Raw genomic sequence first — 22,759 nt, forward strand, 5'->3', positions numbered from 1 at the left:
AGAGACATGCTTTCTAAAGATATTATTACCTCCTGCGCACAACGCCTTAACCAAGCGGAAAAAGAGCGCAAGCAGATTCGTCAAATCTCCCTTGATTACCCAGACATCACCTTTGAAGATGCCTACGCCATCCAGCGCGAATGGGTGCAGATCAAACTGAGTGAAGGCCGTAAAATTATTGGTCATAAAATTGGCTTAACCTCTCGCGCCATGCAAATGAGCTCCCAAATTGATGAGCCGGATTACGGCACTCTATTGGACGATATGCTCTATCACGATGGCTGTGAGATTGACACGGACAAATTCATTGTTCCTCGTATCGAGGTCGAATTGGCTTTCATTCTCGATAAACCGCTGAAAGGGCCTAACTGCACGATTTTTGATGTGTACGATGCCACAGGCTACGTTGTTCCAGCGTTAGAGCTGATTGACGCACGCAGCCAATCTATCGATCCTGAGACTAAACGCCCAAGAAAAGTTTTCGATACGATTTCAGATAATGCTGCTAACGCCGCCATCATTCTAGGTGGCCGTCCCATCAGAGTGGATGAAATGGATTTACGCTGGGCTGCCGCCATCATGCAACGAAATGGCATCATAGAAGAAACCGGTGTGGCGGCTGGCGTGCTCAATCACCCTGCTAATGGTGTCGCTTGGCTTGCCAATAAACTGGCCCCATTTGATGTGGAATTAGAAGCAGGTCAGATTATTCTGGGCGGCTCTTTCACACGCCCCATTGCCGCAAGAAAAGGCGATACCTTTAATGTTGACTACGGTCCATTGGGTTCTGTTTCTTGCCATTTTGCCTAGGAGGTTATGAATGTCTGCCCCAAAAAATACCTTTAAAGCCGCGCTAAAAGAACGTCAAGCACAGATTGGTCTCTGGTTAGGGCTCGCTAATAACTACACCGCAGAACTGATTGCGTCAGCTGGATTTGATTGGCTGTTGATCGATGGCGAGCATGCCCCCAACACATTGCAAACAATGGTTGGCCAAATGCAAGCCATTGCCCCTTTTGCCAGCCATCCTATTGTTCGCCCTGCATGGGCAGATCATGTGGCTATTAAGCAAATCTTAGACATTGGTGTGCAAACCATTTTGGCTCCCATGGTGGACAGTGCTGAACAGGCCAAACAAATTGTCAAAGCCACTCGCTACCCTCCAGAAGGCATTCGTGGCGTTGGCAGTGCTCTAGCACGGGCTTCACAGTTCAATAGAACGCCTGATTATCTAAAAACCGCCAATGACGAAATCTGTGTATTGGTGCAAATTGAATCCGTTCAAGCTGTTGCAGAGTTGGACAACATTCTGGCGGTTGAAGGGGTCGATGGCGTATTTATTGGTCCGGCGGATCTCAGTGCGTCCCTTGGTTATATTGGTCAGCCTAACCACCCTGATGTGGTTAAGGTCATTGAAGAAAGTATTGCTAAGATTGTAGCCGCTGGCAAAGCCCCCGGTATCTTGATGGCAGACAAGAAACAAGCAAAACATTATTTATCTTTAGGAGCGTTATTTGTCGCCGTTGGTAGTGATACTGGCTTACTGATGAATAGCACCAAGGCTTTAGTGAGTGAGTTCAAAGGTGAGCCCAACTCGCTAGAAGAGGCAACAGTATCCGTCTATTAGACGTCTGCTGCTTGTAATCTGGATGTCGGCCTCCTCCCTACGGCATTCAGTTTTCTGATCTATACTTGATCACCCTTACTTTTGCCAGCACTATGACGATTCATAGGCTGGCCTTTTTTAACAGCAATCATTCATTAATAAAAATAAGAATACTTTACCATGAACAAAGAATGGATACCGAATATTAATATTGGTCAAGACTACGATAAAGCCTATCAAGACGCGACCATTCACTTTGATGTGCTAGGCAGGATGGCGGACTTTTTTGGCCGCGATATGCCCATGCATTTGCATGCCGAGTATTGTCAAATCCACCTTATTCTATCCGGTAAAACGCTTTTTAATATCGATCAAAACGTGTTCAAGGCTGAAGATTGTGCCGCTTTTTACACCCCACCCGCAACGCCTCATGCGTTTTTAACGGAACCAACTGCTCCTGGTTACGTGATTACCATCCATAGTAGCCACCTGCAAAAAATTATGGTTGAGTTGAACAAATACAGCAATCAAGAATCCTTGCTGATGCCCTTCTGTATTGATAAACAAAAGGCATCAGAAACAGATAAAGTGTATTGGGAACAACTATTAAACCTTTTTAAGATGCTCAAAGCAGAATGGGGGCATTCTTCGCTCTATCAACAAAACACTATCGAATCTGTTGTAAAACTTATTTTTATCAATATGTTAAGACTGTCTGGTGAAGAACACCCCAAAAAGCAACACAGTCAAAATGAGATTCTTTGTTTTAGAGAGTTCAGTACTCTTATTGAGAAATACTTCCTCAAAGAAAAACAAATTCAATTCTATTGCCAGCAATTGAACATCAATGAAAGCCGATTAAATTATCTGTGTAAAAAAATCACCGGCGTCAGTCCAAAGAAAATGATCAATAGTCGGATTCTTTTGGAAGCTAAACGCCTACTTACCCACACCAACAAAAACTTAACTGAAATATCCTACACTCTGGGCTATATAGATCCTTCTTATTTTTCTCGATTCTTTATTAAACACGCAAATATCAGCCCATCAGAGTTTCGGAAACACCACAGAACAGAGCCAACTTAACCTTGAATTCAACCAATTGAAGTGGATTGATAAACACTCGCCTCTTGGCAATTCAAGATACTCAGAGCCACTAGTATTTAAAGAGGCAGTGAACACTAAGATCTCGATTGTGCGACCACTGCTATTAATCATGTTATCGAAGAACGAGCCTTATGAATTCGTTAAAAAGTAGACTGTTAATTCCCTTGCTTGGCTGCCTTGTGGCATTTGGTCCTTTATCCATCGATATGTACCTACCAAGTTTGCCAACCATCGCTAATGATTTAGGAACCAGCAATCAAATCATTCAAACAACCATTACCGTTTTTCTATTAGGGATGGCATTAGGCATGTTGCTTTTTGGCCCTCTATCAGATTTATTAGGTAGGAAAAGCCTCTTGATCGTGGGCATTATCTGCTATCTTTTAAGCAGTTTTGGCTGTTCTATTGCGGCCTCAGGTGAGAGTCTTATTGCCTATCGTTTTTTACAATCCCTAGGCGGTGCGGCAGCCTCTATCTTAGGTAGAGCGCTGGTAAGAGACCTATTTGAACTAAAAAGAGCCGCATCTATTCTTTCTTATATGCACGTCATTTCGATGATGGTGATGCTCGTTTCTCCCATTTTAGGTGCCGCCATTGTTGACCATTTTGATTGGCGTTGGATTTTTTACGTTCTAGCCTTATTCTCTCTTATCACGCTACTTAGCAGCATTTGGATTCTGCCTTCTGAACAGAGTAAGAAAAAGCAATCCTTTCACATTACTCACTATGTGGAAAACTATCTCATCTGCTTACGGGCACCTCTCGTGGTTCAATACGCACTAACTAATGCGTTCTCGTTTGCTGGTATGTTTGCTTTTATTGCGACCTCCTCTTTTATTTACATAGAGCATTACCATATTTCAAAGCAGCACTACGCTATGCTCTTTTCGGCCAATATATTCGCCATCATCCTGATCACGTTACTGAATTCATATTTAAGTAAACGCTTCACGGTGAAAGCGGCTCTTTATTGCATGATATTTGTTTCTTTCTCTGCAACACTAATGATCTGGTATGCGTACTTTTTCACTCAGGTGCCTATGACGCTATTTATTGCTGCAACCATGATTTATATATCGGTTACCGGCGCTATTGGTGCTAACAGCTTGGCTATTCTGTTCTCCCAATTACCTGATAAAGCCGGCACCACGTCAGGGTTATTGGTTGCTGTTCAATTTGCCATGGGGAGCCTGATCAGCTACATCGCCAGCTTGCTTTTCGATGGCTCCCCGCAAATTTTACTTATTATGATGGGAAGTTGCGGCATACTATGCAGTAGCTGTTTTATTAGCACATTGATAACGCGAACTAAGCAGGTTTGATATATTGAACGTAAAACCGCCCGATGATCACACCAAGCATTTTGACTATCGAAAAGTGTGTCTTAATTTTGTGAGTCTATCTATTTCACTTAGGGTATTGTCAAGAAATCCCTGCCATTTCAAGAGACATCCGTCTTGGTGTTTTTCTAAACAGGCAAGCACCACATTCTAGAAAAGTCCTAACTTTTGTGAAAAAAGCACATTCATTAAATCTTGCTCCCGTCTAATACTGTTCCAATCAAAACAAAAATAAAATAGAGAGAAAAATAATGAAACGTGCTAATCCTTTATTAAAAGACCTTCAAGCTGTTCTACCAGACATCGCTAAAAATGCGACCAATACCGAAGAGCTCAGAAAAGTACCATCTGAGAATATCGACCTTCTTAAAAAAGTTGGCTTACATAAAGCCTTTTTACCAAAAGCCTATGGTGGTTATGAAATATCGCTTCCTGAATTTGGCGATTGTATTGCTGCATTAGCGGGCGCTTGTGCCAGTACGGCTTGGGCGTTCAGTCTTTTATGTACCCATAACCATCAACTTGCCTTGTTTCCAAAGCAACTACAAGATGAGATTTGGGGAAATGATCCAAATGCACTAGCAAGCAGTAGTATTGCACCCTTTGGCCGCTATGAAGAAACGGAAGGCGGTATCCTATTCAATGGCGATATGAAGTGGAGCAGTGGCTGTGATCATGCCCAATGGGCCATTGTTGGCTTCTTACGTGATAATCAAGAAGGGGCTAAAGATTACTGTTTTGCGGTGATTCCCGCGACCGATTACACCATCGACGACGATTGGAATGCGATGGCGATGAAAGGCTCAGGCACAAAGACGCTGCAAATTAGAGATGCCTATGTTCCAGAACACCGCATTCAAAAAGCCAAAGATATGATGGAAGGCAAATCCGCTGGTTACGGCCTGTATCCGGACAGTGATTTATTTTATTCACCCTACCGCCCTTATTTTGCTTCTGGCTTTTCGGCCATTTCTCTTGGTATTGCCGAACGTATGCTCGAAGTTTACAAGGAAGTGACCAGCAACCGTGTGCGAGCCTACACTGGTGCAAAAGTGCATGCCGCTATTCCAGCGATTCTTCGTACCGGTGAATCGACCCACCAAATTCTTGCCGCTCGTGCTTTCCTAGAAAAAACATGGGAAGAGCACGCTGAATACGCTAAAGCCCATCGCTACCCTGATCGTTACACTCTCGCTCATTGGCGTACAAACCAAGCCTACGTGACAAAAATGTGTATTGAAGCCGTTGATAGATTGTTTGATGCCATTGGTGCATCAAACTGGTTATTGGATAAAGAAGCACAACGTTTATTCCGCGATGCTCACATGACTGGTTCACATGCTTACACAGATTATGACGTTTGCGCTCAAATCCTCGGCCGTGAAGTCATGGGGTTAGAGCCGGATCCATCATTACTATAATCTCACTTTCAAGGCACCTTAAAGGGGTCAGATTCCTTAAACACCAGACCGGGTTGTAACTGATACTGGCATTATTTTTAAGAGATCTGCCCCCTTTAAAAAAATACATACATAATAATAAGAGAGAATACTATGAGCTTTGACCCTAAAGAATTCCGACGCTGTCTGGGCAATTTCGCGACTGGCGTTACTGTTATGACGGCTAAATCATCCAATGGAAAACAAGTCGGCGTCACTGCGAACAGCTTTAACTCGGTGTCACTTGATCCGCCACTTATTCTGTGGAGTATTGTTAAAACTTCCAGTAGCTACAGAATCTTTGAACAATCAGAGCACTTTGCCGTCAACATACTAGCGGCCGATCAAATAGACTTATCCAATAACTTTGCAAAACCCAGTGACGATAAATTTGCCAACATTGAATACACTTCGGGCGTTGGCGGCGCTCCTATATTGCCAAACACTGCGGCGAATTTTCAGTGTGAAAAATACCAAGTTGTCGATGGTGGAGATCATTGGATAATGATTGGCAAAGTCGTCGCTTTTGAAAATCACGGCCGTGCCCCCCTACTTTATGTGCAAGGAAGCTATGCTGGTGCGGTGTCATTTACTGGAGCAAAAACAGCTGCCAATAATGTGGCATCAGGAGAGACTCTAGCAAGACTCCATGACAGCGCGATTTATCTCATGCATAAAGTGCTGCAAAAAGTCCAAATGAACTATTTGCCCAAACAGTCCTCTACGGGATTAAGCACAGGTGAAGCGCGTATTTTATTGGTACTGAGTGATGCTAAAAACATTACCAGAGAGGATCTAGATAACCTCGTTACTATTCCATCCAGGGATGTCACAAATGCCCTTGAAAGCCTTAAATCCTTTGGACTAATCAATGAACGCTTTGAATTGACAACAAAAGGTTTCGATGCTGCAGAGCACCTGTGGGCGATTTCAGATCAACAACAGAGTACACTGTTTGCTGACTTTGACCATAAAGAATTAACCACATTCAAACAAAGCCTCCAACATTTAATCAAACAGCTTTCCTGACCCTTTGCTCCTTTCGTAGATAACAACAATTTAGTCCAGCAGCTTGGTAAACTCATTTTACTGGGCTGCTTATTAAACTTCGTAATTATAAAAAAGCCTATCTTCACTCTATACTCTGACAGGTACTTGTCACTTAAACCGTTATATATTGCTTGTTGCCATTCATTACTTAACATGTAAAACTTTGATTTTATGGCAAAACTCAGGAAGGCAGTTGCTTTTCATTTTCGACTGCAAATCACTCAAATGGTCTTAGGATTCCCTATTCTCTCATGAAAAAATTAGAAGACTCTTTACCCTTACAGTTGTTAAGGGCACGTGAATCATCAATGAATTTCTTTCGGCCCGTGCTACAAAAAGTGGGATTTACGGAACAACAATGGCGAGTATTAAGGGTTTTGAACGATCATGAAGAGTTAGAGGTTAGGCAGCTGGCGCATCTTAGCTGTATTCTTAGCCCAAGCCTAACTCGTATCGTCACACGCTTTGAAGAAGAAGGGTATATTACTCGGAAAAAATCCCCCCAAGATCAGCGCATTTCCTTATTATCATTGACACCTAAAGCCATCTCAGTGGTTGCGGAGTTCCGTCCCGAAGTCAATGCCGCTTACCAGCGTTTGATTCGCAAATTAGGTGAAGATAAGCTCAAGGAATTAAGCCTTCTGTTAAGTGACGTCATTGCCCTAGAAAGCCATGTCGACTAATCAACTCGACAGGCATAGCACTTATGTCTGCTCTATGATCATATTAGCAATATGGTTAGCTATCGAGACTTCACCTTGGGTTTACGACGCTTCGCTGACTGAGCCACGCCCCCCGCTGCTTGATGACCAGACGGCTTTCCACCATGGGCATTTTTACGACGAGCTTTTTCTGTAGCGGTATTCTTTTCCATGGTGGGGCGATTAGAGCTATGGGAGGCTCCTGTCGCCTGACCAGCTTTTGTTTTCTTCGGCCGGCGGTGTATTTGCTTATCCTTGTCTTCAGCGGGCACCAACTTATTCGCACCGTGGCCGATCAAATCCGCACGTCCCATTTTGATCAAGGTATTACGTAAATCTTGCCAATTACTGGGATCATGGTATCGCAAAAAGCCTTTCTGTACCGTCCGCTGCTTATAGTCTTTCGGCGTATAAACCTCTTCACTTTTGTAGGTCACAGGCTTCAATGGGTTTTTCCCAGAGTGGTACATTGCAGTGGCCAATGACATGGGCGAAGGGTAAAAGGTTTGTACTTGATTAGGCTTGAAGTCATTGGTTTTCAACCAAACCGCCAGATTCATCATATCCTCGTCCGAACTTCCGGGATGAGCCGCAATAAAGTAGGGAATCAAATGCTGCTTCTTGCCGGCCTCTTTGGAGAACTTATCAAACATTTTCTTAAAGCGATCATAGGTCCCCATCCCTGGTTTCATCATCTTAGACAGCGTACCTTGCTCAGAATGCTCAGGGGCAATTTTTAATAACCCGCCCACATGATATGTCACAAGCTCTCGAACATACTCAGGGTCTTCTACGGCGAGGTCATAGCGTAACCCTGAGGCAATCGATACGGTATGAATCCCTTCAACGGCTCGAGCTTTACGATATAACTGAGTCGTTGGACTGTGATCCGTATTCAAATTAGAACAAATCGTTGGGTACACACAAGACAGCTTACGGCAGGAGGCTTGAATCTCGTCATCCTTACAATTCAAGGTATACATATTTGACGTGGGTCCACCTAAATCAGAAATATGTCCCGTGAAGCCCGGCACCTTGTCTTTGATGTCGTCAATTTCTTTTAAAATAGACTCGTGTGAACGGGACTGAATCACTCGACCTTCATGTTCCGTAATCGAACAAAAAGTACAGCCGCCGAAACAGCCACGCATGATATTGATCGACGTTTTAATCATATCATAAGCGGGAATACGCGCTTTTTTATACTTAGGATGCGGGACGCGTGCATAGGGCAAATCAAATACCCCGTCCATTTCAGAGGTTTCTAATGGAATCGGTGGTGGATTCACCCATATCTCTTTTTTGCCGTGTTTTTGTACCAAAGCCCGAGCATTGTGAGGGTTCGATTCCAAATGCAAAATACGTGATGTATGCGCATACAACACGGGGTCTTTAGACACTTTTTCGAACGAAGGAAGACGAATATAGGTCTTCTCCATTTCTAATTTTTCTCCTCGACGGAGCGGAGCAGGAATCACGCGAATCGGCATTACATCGTTGTCAGCTTCTCCTGTAGACTGACACTTTCCCTCTGGAATGTACTCATAAGGACTGTAGATTTTCTCTACCTTACCAGGCCAATCCACTCGGGTGGAATCAATCTCAGTATAGCCACCTGGAGGGGCATTACGCACAATGGTCGTGCCTCGGATATCCGTGAGTTCATCGAGCGTTTTCCCCATCGCCATTTGATGAGTCACCTCAAGCATGGCTCGCTCCGCGTTACCATAAAGCAGAATATCTGCCGTAGAGTCAATCAACACAGAGCGGCGTACCTCGTTGCTCCAATAATCGTATTGGGCTATGCGACGCAGGCTGGCTTCAATACCACCAATCATCACAGGCACATCATGGAAAGCCTGTTTACAACGCTGTGAATAGACAATGACAGCCCGATCCGGGCGTTTGCCGCCTATTCCATAAGGCGTATAAGCATCATCATTACGAACTTTAAGGTCCGCCGTATAACGGTTGATCATAGAGTCCATGTTACCAGCGGTAATACCGAAGTATAAATTCGGTCGACCAAGGCGCATAAAATCCTCCGTATTGCGCCAGTCTGGTTGGTCGATAATCCCCACCCGATAACCTTTTGACTCCAATAAACGACCTAAAACTGCCATACCAAAGCTAGGATGATCCACATAAGCGTCCCCTGTGACAATGATCACATCACAGCTGTCCCAGCCAAGCGCATCCATTTCTTCTCGTGTGGTTGGCAAAAAAGGCGAGATGCCATAGCACTCTGCCCAATATAGAGGGTAAGAGAAAAGCTCTTTGGCAGTTTTATGTCGTTTGGTCATTAGCGGCTCTTAGTCTTAATCAATATTCAACATAATGGCGTTGTCATATTATGAAGACATCGTTTATCAAGTGAATTTTCCGGCATTATCCCAGAAAACGACTCAGGTAAACAGCGCCAATCCCCAAAGCCATATAAAGAATATTTATTAACTACTCACGCTATTTGTCGTTAGCTTTGTTGCGGCACTATATGCCAAACACTCTCTTCAAAAAAAGTGTAGCCACGCTCTTTATACTGTGGGTTAGCTTGCACCAAATCTTCTGAGGCCACTTTCTGAATCGCATCGCCCCACATGGCGACAATACTGTCATCTTCTACGGAAAATGGAGGCCCCTCTTCCTCACCGCCATGTTTGGTGGAGACTAACAATAACGTGGCGTTAGGAGACAAGCGTGCTTTTGTATGCGCCACATAGTCCGCTCGTATTTCTTCAGGTATCGCAATCATGGCGGCCCGATCATAACAAGCATCAAAATGCTCCTCGTTAAAAAGAAAATAATCCCCTTCAACAATACGCAGCGGTAGTCCAGCAACGGTATGGATTTTTAAATCCCCTACCTGTTGCGTTTCATAGGCTAAGTCATTATCCCCCAAGAACTGCACAACGGCTAAAGGTGATAATTCCACCCCTGTTACTTGATAGCCTTGCTCAGCAAGCCAAATCATATCATTGGACTTACCACATAAAGGCACTAATACATGACTGCCTTTCGGCAAGCTTGGCCAGTACTCTACCAACCAAGCATTGACTCCTTCCTGATGAAATCCTATCCGGCCATTTAGCCAACGATCTAGCCAAAACTCATTCGTAATCACAACAACCTCACGGAGTACTCACAGATTTCATTGTCTTGTCCCCTGTATTCTTAGACAATATCTGAATAAAGACAGGACACACCTTTGCGACACATACTATTATAAGTTCGCTTCTTTGTTTTTACAGGTCAAATACGACAATTAATAGACAGGAAAAAAAATGTCTCTAGACAATGCTCCCACCCATATCAAGCTCGCTGTCGATCTTATCGAGATGTTAGAAGAAAGCAACATCGACAACCAAACCATCATCGATGCCTTGACCATTACCCTTAATGACTTCAAAGCCAAGCAAAAGCAAGAAGAGCAATAGACCAGATACAAAATGCGCTGCCAGGCTAAAGGATTACCCTCCTGCATCCATCGTGTCGATTAACTTTTGATTACCTAAGAGGATCTGTACCTTTTCTTCAAGAACCTCTGAGATTCGTCCATACTGCCATTTAGGGCGCTTATCTTTGTCCACTAACAAGGCTCTCACGCCTTCGACAAAATCGCCCTGCTGACAGCAAGATACAGATAACTCTAATTCTCGCGCAAAAACCGACTCTAAGGTTTTTTGTTTTGCCCATTCAAGCTGCTGCACAATGATATGGGCCGACAAAGGACTGCCTGTCAAAAAGGTATTTTTAGCTTTTGTCATGGCAGGACACTCTGGAGAATAGGATAACATGGAAGCATAAATATTATGGATATCTCCTGTCATCAAACTGACAACAGTGGGAGATAGCGCAGTCAACTCGGGTTTTAGCAAAGGCAAGTCATCAGACTGAGACAAAGTAAACAATGCCTGCTCAATAATCAGCGTGACTTTTTCAGGGTTCAAATCTGTCATTTGAGCCATCATTAATCGTTGCTTCAACTCGGCACAATCCTGCTCCATTAAATAATGTGTTGCTAGCCCAATCTCACAGGCATCCGTGGCATTAACTTGATAAGCCGTTAAGGCCAAAAAACGTGCAATGGCATCATCTTCCAACTGATTCAAAAAGTAGCTTGCACCAACATCAGGGTACAAACCAATACTAATTTCCGGCATAGATAAGCGGCTCTTTTCCGTGACAATGCGATAGTTAGAAGCCATCATTAACCCCATACCGCCGCCCATCACATAGCCGCTTCCCCAACAGATTACAGGCTTTGAAAAACGATGTAACAAATAATCAAGCGCATATTCCTCACGAAAAAACTGTTCACAATATGAGGTATCCCTTTCTTTCTCTAAACTACGATAGACGTCAACCACATTGCCGCCCGCGCAAAACGCCTTATTTCCCGCCCCTTCCAACCAGATAGCGACAATGGTTTGATCCATCGCCCACTCTTCCAGTTGAGTGTATATTGCTTGAATCATGGGTAATGTAAGGGAATTTAAAGACTCAGGGCTGTTTAATTGAACCAAGCCCATTTTATACTGTTTTGCAAACGGCAGGACATCAAATATAACGCTATTACTATTCGTAGTGGCCTCTACAACACTTAATCGATTAGCCATTACCTTCTCCTTTCTTATTGTTATGAATGGCTTGCTATCATCCTTGCTCACCATTTTGTCACAGCAAGATCTATTTTGACGACAACGCCTTACAATGCTTTGTTAAACCAGTCTCAAAATGCTCATTTACATGCTATAAACAACCTTGTTGTCTACGGCCAGCTGTTTATTTTATATGGTTACTCGTAGTGTCGGTGGCGACACCATGTTCGGATCTAACTATAACAAGGCTACGCTCTAAACATAAAAAAACCCCTTGATAAACACAAGGGGTTTTTTCGTAAATCAAAAGTAAGAGACAGTAAATAAGCTCATCATTCACAGCTCTTCCTCTCAGCGTTACTTTTTCGTCGCGTATGGATTGTCGCCCGACTTGAACTCAAACGAGATAGGGGTACCTGTAATATTCAACACCGTTCGAAACTTATTTTCTAAATAACGCTTATAGCTACCAGGCAACGCATCGGTCTGATTGCCATGAACTATAATACGCGGTGGATTGGATCCCCCTTGGTGAGCATAGCGCAACTTGATACGACGACTGTTCACCAATGGAGGCTGATGCTCTGCGACAGCATCTTCCAAAATTCGTGTTAAACGATTAGTAGACCATTTTGCGTAACAAGAATCATAAGTCGCTTCTATTGTGTCATATAGGTTACCAACATCGGTCCCATGCAAAGCAGAAATGTAATGCACTTTCGCATAAGGAACAAACCCCAAACGACGCTCAATTTCATTTTTAATGTGCTCACGCTCATCTTTCGTTAGGCCATCCCACTTATTCACAGCGATCACCACACCACGCCCTGCATCCAACACATAGCCAATCATATGAAGATCTTGTTCAACCAGATCCTCATGGGAATCGATCACTACAATGACCACATTCGCATCTTGGATCGCTTGCAAGGTCTTCACAATGGAGAATTTCTCTACGGCTTCTTTCACATGTTTACGACGGCGCACACCTGCGGTATCAATCAAGGTATATTCTTTGTCATTACGAACATAAGGGATATACACACTGTCCCGTGTTGTACCTGGCATGTCGAAAACCACCACACGGTCCTCGCCCAGCATGCGGTTAACCAATGTCGATTTACCTACGTTTGGTCGACCCACTACCCCGATACGAATACCTCGCGCAGACAATTGGATATCATTTTTTGCCTCGGCAACTTGCTCAGCAAAAGGCAACATGACCTTATCAATTAAGACGTGAACCCCTTTACCATGTGCCGCGGCAATGGGATGCAATTCTCCTAAACCAATTGAATAAAAATCGGCTAACGCAATATCTTCATTCACCCCATCCGTTTTATTGACCACCAAATAAACCGGTTTATTCGCACGACGTAAATGATTGGCAATCATTTCGTCAGCCGGATTCAAACCATGGCGACCATCAACAAGAAACAGCACCACATCGGCTTCCTCAATGGCCAACAATGACTGACGAGCCATTTTCTCATCAATACCCTGCTCATCGCCGCTAATACCACCCGTGTCAATGATGATAAACTCATGCTCACCCACTTTACCATCACCGTATTTACGGTCACGCGTTAAGCCTGGATAATCGGCTACCAAAGCATCACGTGTTTTCGTCAGACGATTAAACAGTGTTGACTTACCAACATTGGGTCTACCTACCAATGCAATAACTGGAATCATTTTATTACCTATAAAAATACAAAACGGCCACCATCCCTATATTGGCATGGCGGCCTCTTTAAATGCGTTGGTTAGAAAAGTCGAAGCCGACTTCAATAACTTAATGCGGTCACATCAGCGTCAGGCGTCAGTATAAACAATTGCTTATCAGCCGACACCATACGACTGCCCGAAGGCACATCATCATGAGCGACCTCTTGTGCAATCACTTTACCTGTTTTCAGATCAAGCAAGAACACGTAACCGCCTCTGCCCATGACAGCGACATAATTTCTAAAAAACTCAGGCGTAATCAAAGCTCGATTTTTCAGATTCTTATTGACCCAAATTTTCGAACCATTGCTAGCATTTAAGCCATAGACCGTACTATCTTGACTCACCACAACCAACAACTTGTCTCGAAGTGCTACCCCAACATCACTTGAAATATTACGCTGCCAAATAGGGCGTCCTGTTTGCAATGACAGGGCGGCAAGCGTGCCATTATAAGCAATGGCATAAACCACACCATCTTTGACTACCAGACGACCATCCACATCGGATAATCGCTCTATTTCGTAGCGACCTTTGGGGATACCAACGGCGTATTCCCAATCCGTTTTGCCTGTTTTCAAGTCATAAGCTTTCACATGACCATCAGCAAAACCGGCAATGACTTTGCCATCAGCAATAATAGGGGCACTTGTACCACGCACAGTCAACGGAGGCAAATCCTCTTTCGCGCGCCACAACACATCCCCGGTTTTCGCATCCATTACGGTTAACCAGCCATCACCTGTTTGCACAGCCAATTTACCATCAGCATAACCCGGACTTGATAAGACTTCTGAGCTTAATGTTTTCACCCAGTTTACTTTCTTATCTTTTAGAGAGACCGACACAAGCTGAGCTTTATAGGTACCAAAATAGATATTATCGCCAACTTTTGTCACGCCTGCACTTGGTTTGTATTTGGTGTCGATACGCTCTATTTTATCGCCATTTTTCTGCGATAGTTGATAAACCGTCCCCTCATCGGTCACAAAAAACAGCGAACCGTCTTTTGCTACGATGTTATAACGTTCGCTGGATTCCCCAAAGTTACCATCCACGCCAGTCCGCCAGGTACTATGCAGATCCACTTCACTTTTAATGGGCTTGGGATCAGGTAATGCAGGAAGCGAGCTAGAACACCCTTGTAACATCAAGGCCGCCAATACAACGCCCGCGAGAAGTGACTTACTCATAATTAACCTTTCACCAAGTCTCTAAGTTTAATATCAAGCAAAGGATGTTGTACTTTATCACCCAGAGCCTTGCTAGCTTTTTCATAAGCCATGCGCGCTTCATCACGCTTACCTTGTAATAAATAAATATCGCCCGCAGTTTCTTCTCGTTGCGCCAAAAATTGCGGTTCAGTCACCTGATCAAGGGTCGCCAACGCTTTGGCATAATCGGCCTTTTGAGCCAATACTCGAGCAATACGCACATAAGCAATGGCTTTAAAAGAAGCGTCATCTGTTGCTTTCGCCGCTGCTTCAAGATCACTAATCGCTTTATCATAATCCTTATTATGAACCTCTAAGCGTGCCGCAATAAGCTGGCCAAGCATGGCATATCCGGTATCGCTGTAGTCTTTCTTAAGCTGATTAGAAATGTAGGCAACGGTTTTTTGGTTATCCTTATTCGATAAATCCCCAGATGCTTGAAGCAAATTTTGGTATAGAGCAGATGCTTCACTAATATGCACTGCTTGGCTACGCTGCCATGCTTGCCAACCAAAATACCCACCAACGACAACAACAACAGCAATCAGAAGAATCGTGCCGTACTTTTTCCACCACTGTTTAAACGCTTCAATTTGTTCTTCTTCAGTCTTTAACTCAGACACTTTCTATCCCTCATTCAACACGCCGAAAATAGGCGCGGTACGGTTATCGATTAGAATTTTGTATTAATATAAGCAACGACTGAATCGAATGAACAAGTCTCCTGCTCACCCGTTTGCATATCTTTTATTTGGCAAATACCTTGATCCACTTCATCTTGTCCTAAGATGACAGTAAAGCGTGCACCAGAATTATTGGCCTTTTTCATTTGGTTTTTAAAATTACCACCGCCACAATGACGCAGCACGACAAGATCATTGGTATGTGAGCGAATCTCTTCCGCTAGCACAAAGGAACGCACCTCGGCATCCTCTCCAAAGCTCACAATAAATAGATCGACCGATGGTTTCGCTTCCTCTGGAACCAAATCAAGCGTTTCCAGCAATAAAACCAAACGCTCTATCCCCATAGCGAAACCTACTGCAGGTGTCGGCTTGCCGCCCAAGAGCTCAACCAAACCATCATAACGGCCTCCACCACAGACCGTTGCTTGCGCCCCTAGATGCGTCGTCACCCACTCAAATACCGTTTTGCTGTAGTAGTCTAACCCTCGAACCAAGCGGCGATTGATCACAAAAGACACACCATTGGCCGTCAACAAACTCTGCAAACGATCAAAGTGCGCTCTCGACTCTTCACCAATGAACTCTTCAAGGCTTGGAGCCTTATCTAATATGGCTTGCGTATTGGCATCTTTCGAATCAAGGATACGCATTGGGTTAGTGAATAAGCGACGCTGACTATCTTCATCCAACTGATCTTTAAAGCCCGTCAAATATTCCACAAGCGCCGTTTTATACGCTTCACGCTCCGATGACTCGCCAATGGTATTGAGCTGTAATTCCACATGCTCCAACAGCCCCAGTTTTTTCCATAAACAGGCTAATAAGACAATCAATTCCGCGTCGATATCGGCACTGCTCATGCCAAAACACTCCAGTCCTATTTGATAAAACTGGCGATAACGACCTTTCTGTGGTCGTTCATAGCGGAACATCGGGCCCGTGTACCACAGACGCTGAACTTGATTGAATAAGAGACCAGCCTGATCCGCTGCACGTACACAGCTAGCCGTCCCTTCTGGCCGCAACGTTAATGACTCACCGTTACGGTCTTCGAATGTGTACATTTCTTTTTCAACAATATCCGTCGCTTCTCCTACACCACGTTTAAAGAGGTCGGTATTTTCTACGATAGGAAAACGGATTTGCTGATAACCATAGGATTTAGCAACGTCGGCAACAACATTTTCTAAATACTGCCAAACAGAGGATTGACCAGGTAAAATATCATTCATTCCCCTGAGCGCTTGAATTTTACGAGCCACGGTGGTTCCTTAATCTTTTGCGATAATATTTGCAAGTTCACGTTCTTTTGCGACAGCTTTCTGACGAATCATTCTTTCCAGTTCATCAACAAGTGTCTCATTTTTTACTTTACCACTGGGCTTACCATCGGTATAAACCAAATTATTGGGTGTGCCACCAGCCAAACCTAGATCCGCCTCTTTGGCCTCTCCTGGGCCGTTAACAACACAACCAATCACGGCCACATCCATGGGAATAGTAATGTCGTCTAAGCGCTCCTCTAATTGATTCATCGTTTTGATGACATCAAAGTTTTGCCGAGAGCAGCTTGGGCAGGCAATAAAGTTAATGCCACGATTACGCAATTTAAGACTGCGCAACATATCCCAACCGACTTTAATTTCCTGCACTGGATCAGCCGCTAACGAAACACGCAGCGTATCACCAATACCGTCCATTAACAGCAGACCAAGACCGATGGAGGATTTTACCGTGCCTGAGCGTAACCCACCGGCTTCGGTAATCCCTAAATGTAACGGGTTATCGATTTGTGCGGCAATCTTACGGTAAGCCGCAACCGTCATAAAGACATCAGACGCTTTTAAGCTGAGCTTGTACTCATGAAAATCCAGCTCATCAAAATATTGCAGTTGACGAAAAGCCGATTCAACTAAGGCATCGGCTGTTGGTTCACCGTATTTTTTCTGTAGATCTTTTTCTAATGAGCCAGCATTCACACCAATACGAATAGGGATGTTTTTATCACGGGCACAATCCACCACAGCGCGAATACGATCTTTATTGCCAATATTACCTGGGTTAATACGCAAACAGTCCACACCGTATTCGGCGACTTTCAAGGCAATTTTGTAATCAAAATGAATGTCAGCAACTAAAGGAATCGATACCTGTTCACGAATGTTTTTAAACGCTTCAGCCGCATCCATAGAGGGAATGGAGACACGAACAATGTCTGCGCCAGCCTCGGTAATCGCACGAATCTGTGCAACGGTCGCCGCTACATCACAGGTTTCTGTATTCGTCATACTTTGTACACTAATTGGAGCACCACCTCCAACAGGTACATTACCCACCATAATCTGACGAGACTGACGGCGCTTAATAGGTGATTCAAAATGCATAATATTCTCTACTTGAGCTCAAAACGAGCCAGGTCTTTATGTGTATAAGAAGAAAAGTCGAAAGGCTTACCTCTATAATCAAAAGAGGTAACGCCCCTAGCATACCCCAACACAACGTGGTAAGGAGGCGTGCCAGTTAGATCCAACTTATCCCCTGCGTTTTTCACGCCAGAGTATAAAATCTTACCCGTGCTATCGCGTACCTCTACCCAGCAATCGGCATCAAAGGTCGCTTCAATATCATTGGTATAGGTCGGTGCAGGCTTCGCAAGTTCGCCATTAGCAGAGGGTTGTGATAGATCCGCAGTCGCTACGGCTTTTGTTTCTTGCTCAACCTTTTTCGCATTCACGCCTGAATTTTCAAGCAAAGCAATGGTTTCAGCAGACATTCCTGTCGTCACACCATCGTCCTTTTGAGTGTGAACCTTTGCATCGACAGACTCATCCGCAGCGCTTGCTGCTGCCGCTTTTGATTGCGAGATATCGGTGTCTCCCGTCTTGGAAGCCGTATCACTGTCCACATCTTGTTCATTAAGAGGATCAAGAGCTGGTGGGGGGCCACTCACCAAAGGAGAAGAGGCCTTTCCTTGAGAAGGAGTGTTCGCTTGAGAAGAGTCTGCCACTGGAGGGTTTTTATCTATCGCAGCAGAATGTTTACTGGAGAAACTTGGCCACCAGACCGCCAAGAATATCAATACTGCAATAATAACGGCGGAAACCAACATAACAATAGGATCACCAAACTTGGTCTGTTTGTTAATGACCTTATCAACGGGTCTAATCGTCGTTTCAACACCAGGCTGCATCGCATCGAATGCGATCAATATCTCAGTTTGATCCATTTCAAGAAAACGGCAATAAGCTTTCAAATAGCCACGCGCAAATGTTTTAGAACGGAAGTAAGCAAAGTTATTGGACTCAAGTGCCCGTACTTGATCAATTGGTATCTTAAGTTCGGTCGCCACTTCTCTTTCATCAAAGCCACGCTCAGCACGTCTTGCTTTTAATCGATTACCTATGTTGATATCAACAGTGGGCTTTTCAATTTGACTCTTTTCTACATTTGGAACGTCAGCTTGGAATTCAGTTGTCATATCAATACCTTGAGCGATCCAGGCAGGTCAAAGTGCTCGCAGATGAATAAATTGTAGGGTCAGTCTCGCGTGCGATCACTTGCCGCGACAGACAGTTATATTCATCAAAATACACGCTATTGGTGGCGTGTTTTGTGTCAGCCTGGATATTATTTAAGATTAGGCGAGCCTTACTAAGGTTACCCCGTATTAAAACAAGATTAAGCTCTGTCATCAAACCTATCAGAGGCAAATCATCAATTTCTTTTGCTCTATTTAAGTCCTTTTCAGATAATTTTACGTCAAACTGACTTAGCTCACACCGAGACAAATTAATCCACACGGATTGTCGAGCGGAATAGCCGCCTAAACTGGCCTTTTTGAACTCGTGGCATGCTTTTTTCCAGTGATTTTCTTTACCTAATAAAACACCATAATTATTTAAGATAAAGTCATCGTCTGGATACAAAGACAAGGCCTTCTCATGCTCAGCTAACGCCTTACTTTCTTTTCCAGCATTAAACCAGTAAAGACTTCTTAAACGCCAGTAATTCCTACCTTGATGTGCTTTTGACACCTGATCGAGCTGAGCTTTGCTCAACGCAAACTGCCCTAACAATATATGCGCTTGAGCAAGATCCAATCGGCGTTCATCAGAGATATCTGACAATACATTATCGGTACGCTGATAAGCACAGCCAATCATCACCCAACACACCACGAAAAGACAGATCATTCGTATTATCTTCATTAAGACATCCTTGTCTACAATGATATTTATTTACCCGTTGTCTCTCAAAAGAAACAACCTAGCACCTTAGCCCATTACTTCACTTCACGTAACTCAATGTATTTTTGACTACGGCGCGTTTTATCCTGAAAATCCCCAACCAATTGACCACAAGCCGCATCAATATCATCGCCACGGGTGGTTCGAACCGTTACCGTGTAGCCGGCATCTGCCAGAATTTTCTGAAAACGACGGGTACGATTGTTAGAGGGTTTTTCATAACCAGAGTGAGGGAATGGGTTAAACGGAATCAAGTTAACCTTACATTCCAGCTCTTCCAGTAACGCGACTAACTCATACGCTTGCTCTTCATTATCGTTCACCCCAGACATCAAAGTGTATTCGATGGTGATATGACGTTTATCTGGCAGATTGGCTAAATAATGCTGACATGCTTCCAGCAATTGCGCAATGGGATACTTTTTGTTGATCGGCACCAACTCATTACGCAACGTATCATTCGGTGCGTGTAGAGAAATCGCCAACGACACATCGGTACGTTTAACTAACTCGTAGATTTTAGGTACCACACCGGAAGTACTCAAGGTCACACGGCGCTTCGATAGCCCATAAGCGTTATCGTGCATCATCAAGATCATCGCATCTACAACAGGCTCAAAGTTCATCAGAGGTTCCCCCATCCCCATCATGACCACGTTGGTTACACGACGAGGGCCATTAGGATCCATCGGGCCAAAAGATTTTATCGCAATCCAAACCTGACCAATGATCTCAGCTGGCGTCAAATTACGATTAAAACCTTGTTTGCCAGTCGAGCAAAAACTGCAATCCAAAGAACAGCCCACCTGAGAAGACACACATAACGTCGCTCGATCTCCATCAGGAATAAGCACTGTCTCTACACAATCGTTCTTGCCGCCTTCGGTACGAATGATCCATTTACGGGTACCATCGCTAGAAATATTTTGCGTAACGACTTCTGGCGCCCGAATCTCGCAAATCGTTTCCAGTTTCGCTCGTAATGCTTTGCTGACATCCGTCATCTCTTCGAAGCTTTCCGCCCCTTTTTGATGAATCCATTTCATCACTTGAGTCGCACGAAACTTCTTCTCGCCAATGGACTCAAAGAAGGCAATCAGTTTTTCAGGGGATAAACCTAATAGGTTTACTTTTTTGCTGTCAGTCATAATAAATATCGCTTGCTACGAATAGCATTTAGTGTAAACGAAAAAAGCTTCTGAAAAGAAAACGCTTTTCAGAAGCCTCTGTATATCTGTAAAAAAGCGGGCTAATGCCCGCTTTAAGCAATCAGATCGGGCAAGCGATCAATTACTTACCAAAGAAGTAAGCAACTTCACGAGCCGCTGATTCTACAGAGTCAGAACCGTGAACCGCGTTTGCATCGATAGATTCTGCGTAATCTGCACGCAGAGTACCCGCGGCAGCTTCTTTAGGATTCGTCGCTCCCATTAGTTCACGGTGACGAAGTACGGCATTTTCACCTTCAAGAACGGATACAACAACAGGACCAGATGTCATGAACGCAACCAAATCTTTATAGAAAGGACGCTCTTTGTGCTCAGCGTAGAAACCGCCAGCCAATTCGTCGTCTAGTTGAACCATTTTCGCTTCAACAATTTTAAGACCAGCACGCTCAAAACGAGTGTAGATTTCACCGATTACGTTTTTCGCAACCGCATCTGGCTTGATGATAGATAGAGTGCGTTCTAACGCCATGATATAACTCCAAAATAAATTCAAAAGGACGATGGCTAATTTGACAAAAGCCATAACAGCCATGGCCCAAGACATAAAAGTTTCAGCGCGTGGATTATACGCATCTCTTTGTTAAAATTGTATGCTCAACACACGATTCTTTTGCAATTCTCAACAAAAAATACACTTTTACAGCAAAAAAGCCCTATCTAAGCGCTGTAACGGCCTTTTTAATTGTCTCCGCCGCAAAGTCCACTTCTTCTTCCGTGGTAAAGCGCCCCACAGACAAACGTAATGAACTGTGAGCCAAAGCATCTGGCAAACCAATGGCTCGTAACACATATGAGGGCTCTAAGCTCGCAGAGGTGCAGGCAGACCCAGATGACACGGCGATGTCCGTTAATGACATCAACAACACTTCTCCATCTACCCCAGAAAACCCCACATTGAGCACTCCAGCGACACGGTTAGCTGAATCGCCATTAAGATGCACACCAGAGATTTCACTTAGGGACGACCATAAACGCTCCCGCAAAGCTTGGATTCGAGCACAGTCTTGCGCCATCTCTTCATTCGCCAGACGAAATGCCTCCCCCATTCCAACAATTTGATGGGTTGCCAAGGTTCCAGAACGCATGCCTCGCTCATGACCACCGCCATGGATTTGCGCCTCTAGTTTCACTTTTGGTGAGCGACGTACGAATAAAGCACCAATCCCCTTTGGACCATAGGTTTTATGGGCCGTAAGAGACATTAGATCAACCTTCATCGCGTTCACATCAATCGCCACCTTCCCCGTGGTTTGAGCCGCATCCACATGCAAAAACACACCATTTTTACGAGTCAATTCACCGATAGCCGCGATGTCTGTTAATACACCCAACTCGTTATTACCATGCATCAGAGACACGAGAATAGTATCTTCTCTGAGAGCGCCCGCAACTTGATCCGACGAAATAACGCCATGTACATCGGGTTTTAAATAGGTCACCTCGAACCCTTCTTTTTCAAGCTGCTTACAAGGGTCCAGTACCGCTTTATGTTCAATCATGGAGGTAATAATATGGCGGCCTTTTTGGCGATACGCATGAGCCACACCTTTCAAAGCCAAGTTATTCGCTTCCGTTGCACCGGATGTCCAAACAATTTCCCGAGCGTCCGCACCAATCAAGCTGGATACTTGCTGCCTTGCTTCCTCTACCGCTTCTTCTGCACGCCAACCAAAGAGATGAGAGCGAGAAGCTGGGTTCCCAAAATTGCCATCCTGAGTTAAACACGCCATCATTTTTTCAGCCACTCTTGGATCAACAGGCGTGGTCGCTGAATTATCTAGATAGACTGGGGTGTTCATTTAAAGCTCTCCAAT

The 22,759-nt window shown here is 44.2% G+C and carries 21 protein-coding genes; 8 read left to right on the top strand and 13 right to left on the bottom strand.

Features of this window, described 5'->3' with window-relative positions:
- Window positions 1–6 precede the first annotated feature (6 nt).
- The 7 genes from hpaH to hpaR all read left to right on the top strand — a co-directional run bounded on the left by hpaH (window position 7) and on the right by hpaR (window position 7,225).
- Entirely contained in the window at window positions 7–810 is an 804-nt protein-coding gene (gene hpaH, locus AC0VYG_RS16000) for a 2-oxo-hept-4-ene-1,7-dioate hydratase (protein WP_475428950.1), read from the top strand.
- Between the two features lie 10 nt (window positions 811–820).
- Window positions 821–1,627, top strand: a complete 807-nt coding sequence (hpaI, locus tag AC0VYG_RS16005; protein ID WP_067014403.1) for a 4-hydroxy-2-oxoheptanedioate aldolase — start codon at window positions 821–823, stop codon at window positions 1,625–1,627.
- A gap of 159 nt (window positions 1,628–1,786) precedes the next feature.
- Window positions 1,787–2,692 (top strand): helix-turn-helix domain-containing protein, encoded by a 906-nt coding sequence (locus AC0VYG_RS16010; protein WP_475428951.1) that lies wholly within the window; start codon window positions 1,787–1,789, stop codon window positions 2,690–2,692.
- Window positions 2,693–2,844: 152 nt separating this feature from the next.
- Window positions 2,845–4,035 (top strand): multidrug effflux MFS transporter, encoded by a 1,191-nt coding sequence (locus AC0VYG_RS16015; RefSeq protein WP_475428952.1) that lies wholly within the window; start codon window positions 2,845–2,847, stop codon window positions 4,033–4,035.
- Between the two features lie 269 nt (window positions 4,036–4,304).
- Window positions 4,305–5,474, top strand: coding sequence for a p-hydroxyphenylacetate 3-hydroxylase oxygenase component (locus AC0VYG_RS16020; RefSeq protein ID WP_475428953.1), 1,170 nt, complete (start codon window positions 4,305–4,307; stop codon window positions 5,472–5,474).
- Window positions 5,475–5,606: 132 nt separating this feature from the next.
- Window positions 5,607–6,521 carry a p-hydroxyphenylacetate 3-hydroxylase reductase component gene (locus AC0VYG_RS16025; RefSeq protein ID WP_475428954.1) on the top strand — a complete coding sequence of 305 codons (915 nt, stop codon included), beginning with the start codon at window positions 5,607–5,609 and terminating at the stop codon, window positions 6,519–6,521.
- Window positions 6,522–6,793: 272 nt separating this feature from the next.
- Window positions 6,794–7,225 (top strand): homoprotocatechuate degradation operon regulator HpaR, encoded by a 432-nt coding sequence (gene hpaR, locus AC0VYG_RS16030; protein ID WP_475428955.1) that lies wholly within the window; start codon window positions 6,794–6,796, stop codon window positions 7,223–7,225.
- A gap of 59 nt (window positions 7,226–7,284) precedes the next feature.
- Here hpaR and AC0VYG_RS16035 read toward each other — a convergent pair whose 3' ends face one another.
- Window positions 7,285–9,546, bottom strand: coding sequence for a YgiQ family radical SAM protein (locus AC0VYG_RS16035; RefSeq protein ID WP_475428956.1), 2,262 nt, complete (start codon window positions 9,544–9,546; stop codon window positions 7,285–7,287).
- Window positions 9,547–9,716: 170 nt separating this feature from the next.
- Entirely contained in the window at window positions 9,717–10,364 is a 648-nt protein-coding gene (locus AC0VYG_RS16040; protein WP_475428957.1) for a class I SAM-dependent methyltransferase, read from the bottom strand.
- A 160-nt stretch (window positions 10,365–10,524) separates the two neighbouring features.
- On the opposite strand from AC0VYG_RS16040, the gene AC0VYG_RS16045 reads away from it, so the two are divergent.
- Complete coding sequence (locus AC0VYG_RS16045) at window positions 10,525–10,677, top strand: DUF2496 domain-containing protein (RefSeq protein WP_475428958.1); 153 nt, start codon at window positions 10,525–10,527, stop codon at window positions 10,675–10,677.
- Between the two features lie 33 nt (window positions 10,678–10,710).
- Here the strand turns inward: AC0VYG_RS16045 and AC0VYG_RS16050 are convergent, their stop codons facing one another.
- The 11 genes from AC0VYG_RS16050 to AC0VYG_RS16100 all read right to left on the bottom strand — a co-directional run bounded on the left by AC0VYG_RS16050 (window position 10,711) and on the right by AC0VYG_RS16100 (window position 22,744).
- On the bottom strand, window positions 10,711–11,859 hold the full coding sequence (locus AC0VYG_RS16050) for an enoyl-CoA hydratase/isomerase family protein (protein WP_475428959.1): 1,149 nt from the start codon (window positions 11,857–11,859) through the stop codon (window positions 10,711–10,713).
- Between the two features lie 339 nt (window positions 11,860–12,198).
- Window positions 12,199–13,536 (bottom strand): ribosome biogenesis GTPase Der, encoded by a 1,338-nt coding sequence (gene der, locus AC0VYG_RS16055; protein ID WP_475428960.1) that lies wholly within the window; start codon window positions 13,534–13,536, stop codon window positions 12,199–12,201.
- A 92-nt stretch (window positions 13,537–13,628) separates the two neighbouring features.
- Window positions 13,629–14,762, bottom strand: coding sequence for an outer membrane protein assembly factor BamB (bamB, locus tag AC0VYG_RS16060; protein WP_475428961.1), 1,134 nt, complete (start codon window positions 14,760–14,762; stop codon window positions 13,629–13,631).
- Window positions 14,763–14,764: 2 nt separating this feature from the next.
- Window positions 14,765–15,406, bottom strand: a complete 642-nt coding sequence (locus tag AC0VYG_RS16065) for a YfgM family protein (RefSeq protein ID WP_475428962.1) — start codon at window positions 15,404–15,406, stop codon at window positions 14,765–14,767.
- A gap of 50 nt (window positions 15,407–15,456) precedes the next feature.
- Entirely contained in the window at window positions 15,457–16,731 is a 1,275-nt protein-coding gene (hisS, locus tag AC0VYG_RS16070; protein WP_475428963.1) for a histidine--tRNA ligase, read from the bottom strand.
- Between the two features lie 9 nt (window positions 16,732–16,740).
- Window positions 16,741–17,853, bottom strand: a complete 1,113-nt coding sequence (gene ispG, locus AC0VYG_RS16075; protein ID WP_475428964.1) for a flavodoxin-dependent (E)-4-hydroxy-3-methylbut-2-enyl-diphosphate synthase — start codon at window positions 17,851–17,853, stop codon at window positions 16,741–16,743.
- Between the two features lie 8 nt (window positions 17,854–17,861).
- Window positions 17,862–18,947 (bottom strand): RodZ domain-containing protein, encoded by a 1,086-nt coding sequence (locus AC0VYG_RS16080; RefSeq protein WP_475428965.1) that lies wholly within the window; start codon window positions 18,945–18,947, stop codon window positions 17,862–17,864.
- A gap of 1 nt (window position 18,948) precedes the next feature.
- On the bottom strand, window positions 18,949–19,677 hold the full coding sequence (locus tag AC0VYG_RS16085; RefSeq protein ID WP_475428966.1) for a hypothetical protein: 729 nt from the start codon (window positions 19,675–19,677) through the stop codon (window positions 18,949–18,951).
- 74 nt (window positions 19,678–19,751) lie between these two features.
- The gene (rlmN, locus tag AC0VYG_RS16090; protein WP_475428967.1) at window positions 19,752–20,864 is read right to left on the bottom strand and encodes a dual-specificity RNA methyltransferase RlmN; all 1,113 of its coding nucleotides are present in this window, start codon (window positions 20,862–20,864) and stop codon (window positions 19,752–19,754) included.
- Window positions 20,865–21,006: 142 nt separating this feature from the next.
- Window positions 21,007–21,414 (bottom strand): nucleoside-diphosphate kinase, encoded by a 408-nt coding sequence (ndk, locus tag AC0VYG_RS16095; protein ID WP_067014352.1) that lies wholly within the window; start codon window positions 21,412–21,414, stop codon window positions 21,007–21,009.
- 184 nt (window positions 21,415–21,598) lie between these two features.
- Window positions 21,599–22,744 carry an IscS subfamily cysteine desulfurase gene (locus tag AC0VYG_RS16100; protein ID WP_475428968.1) on the bottom strand — a complete coding sequence of 382 codons (1,146 nt, stop codon included), beginning with the start codon at window positions 22,742–22,744 and terminating at the stop codon, window positions 21,599–21,601.
- Window positions 22,745–22,759 lie beyond the last annotated feature (15 nt).

The sequence above is a fragment of the Marinomonas sp. 63XJN7_7_ISO-PGPR-S23-202 genome (genome assembly GCF_056173505.1).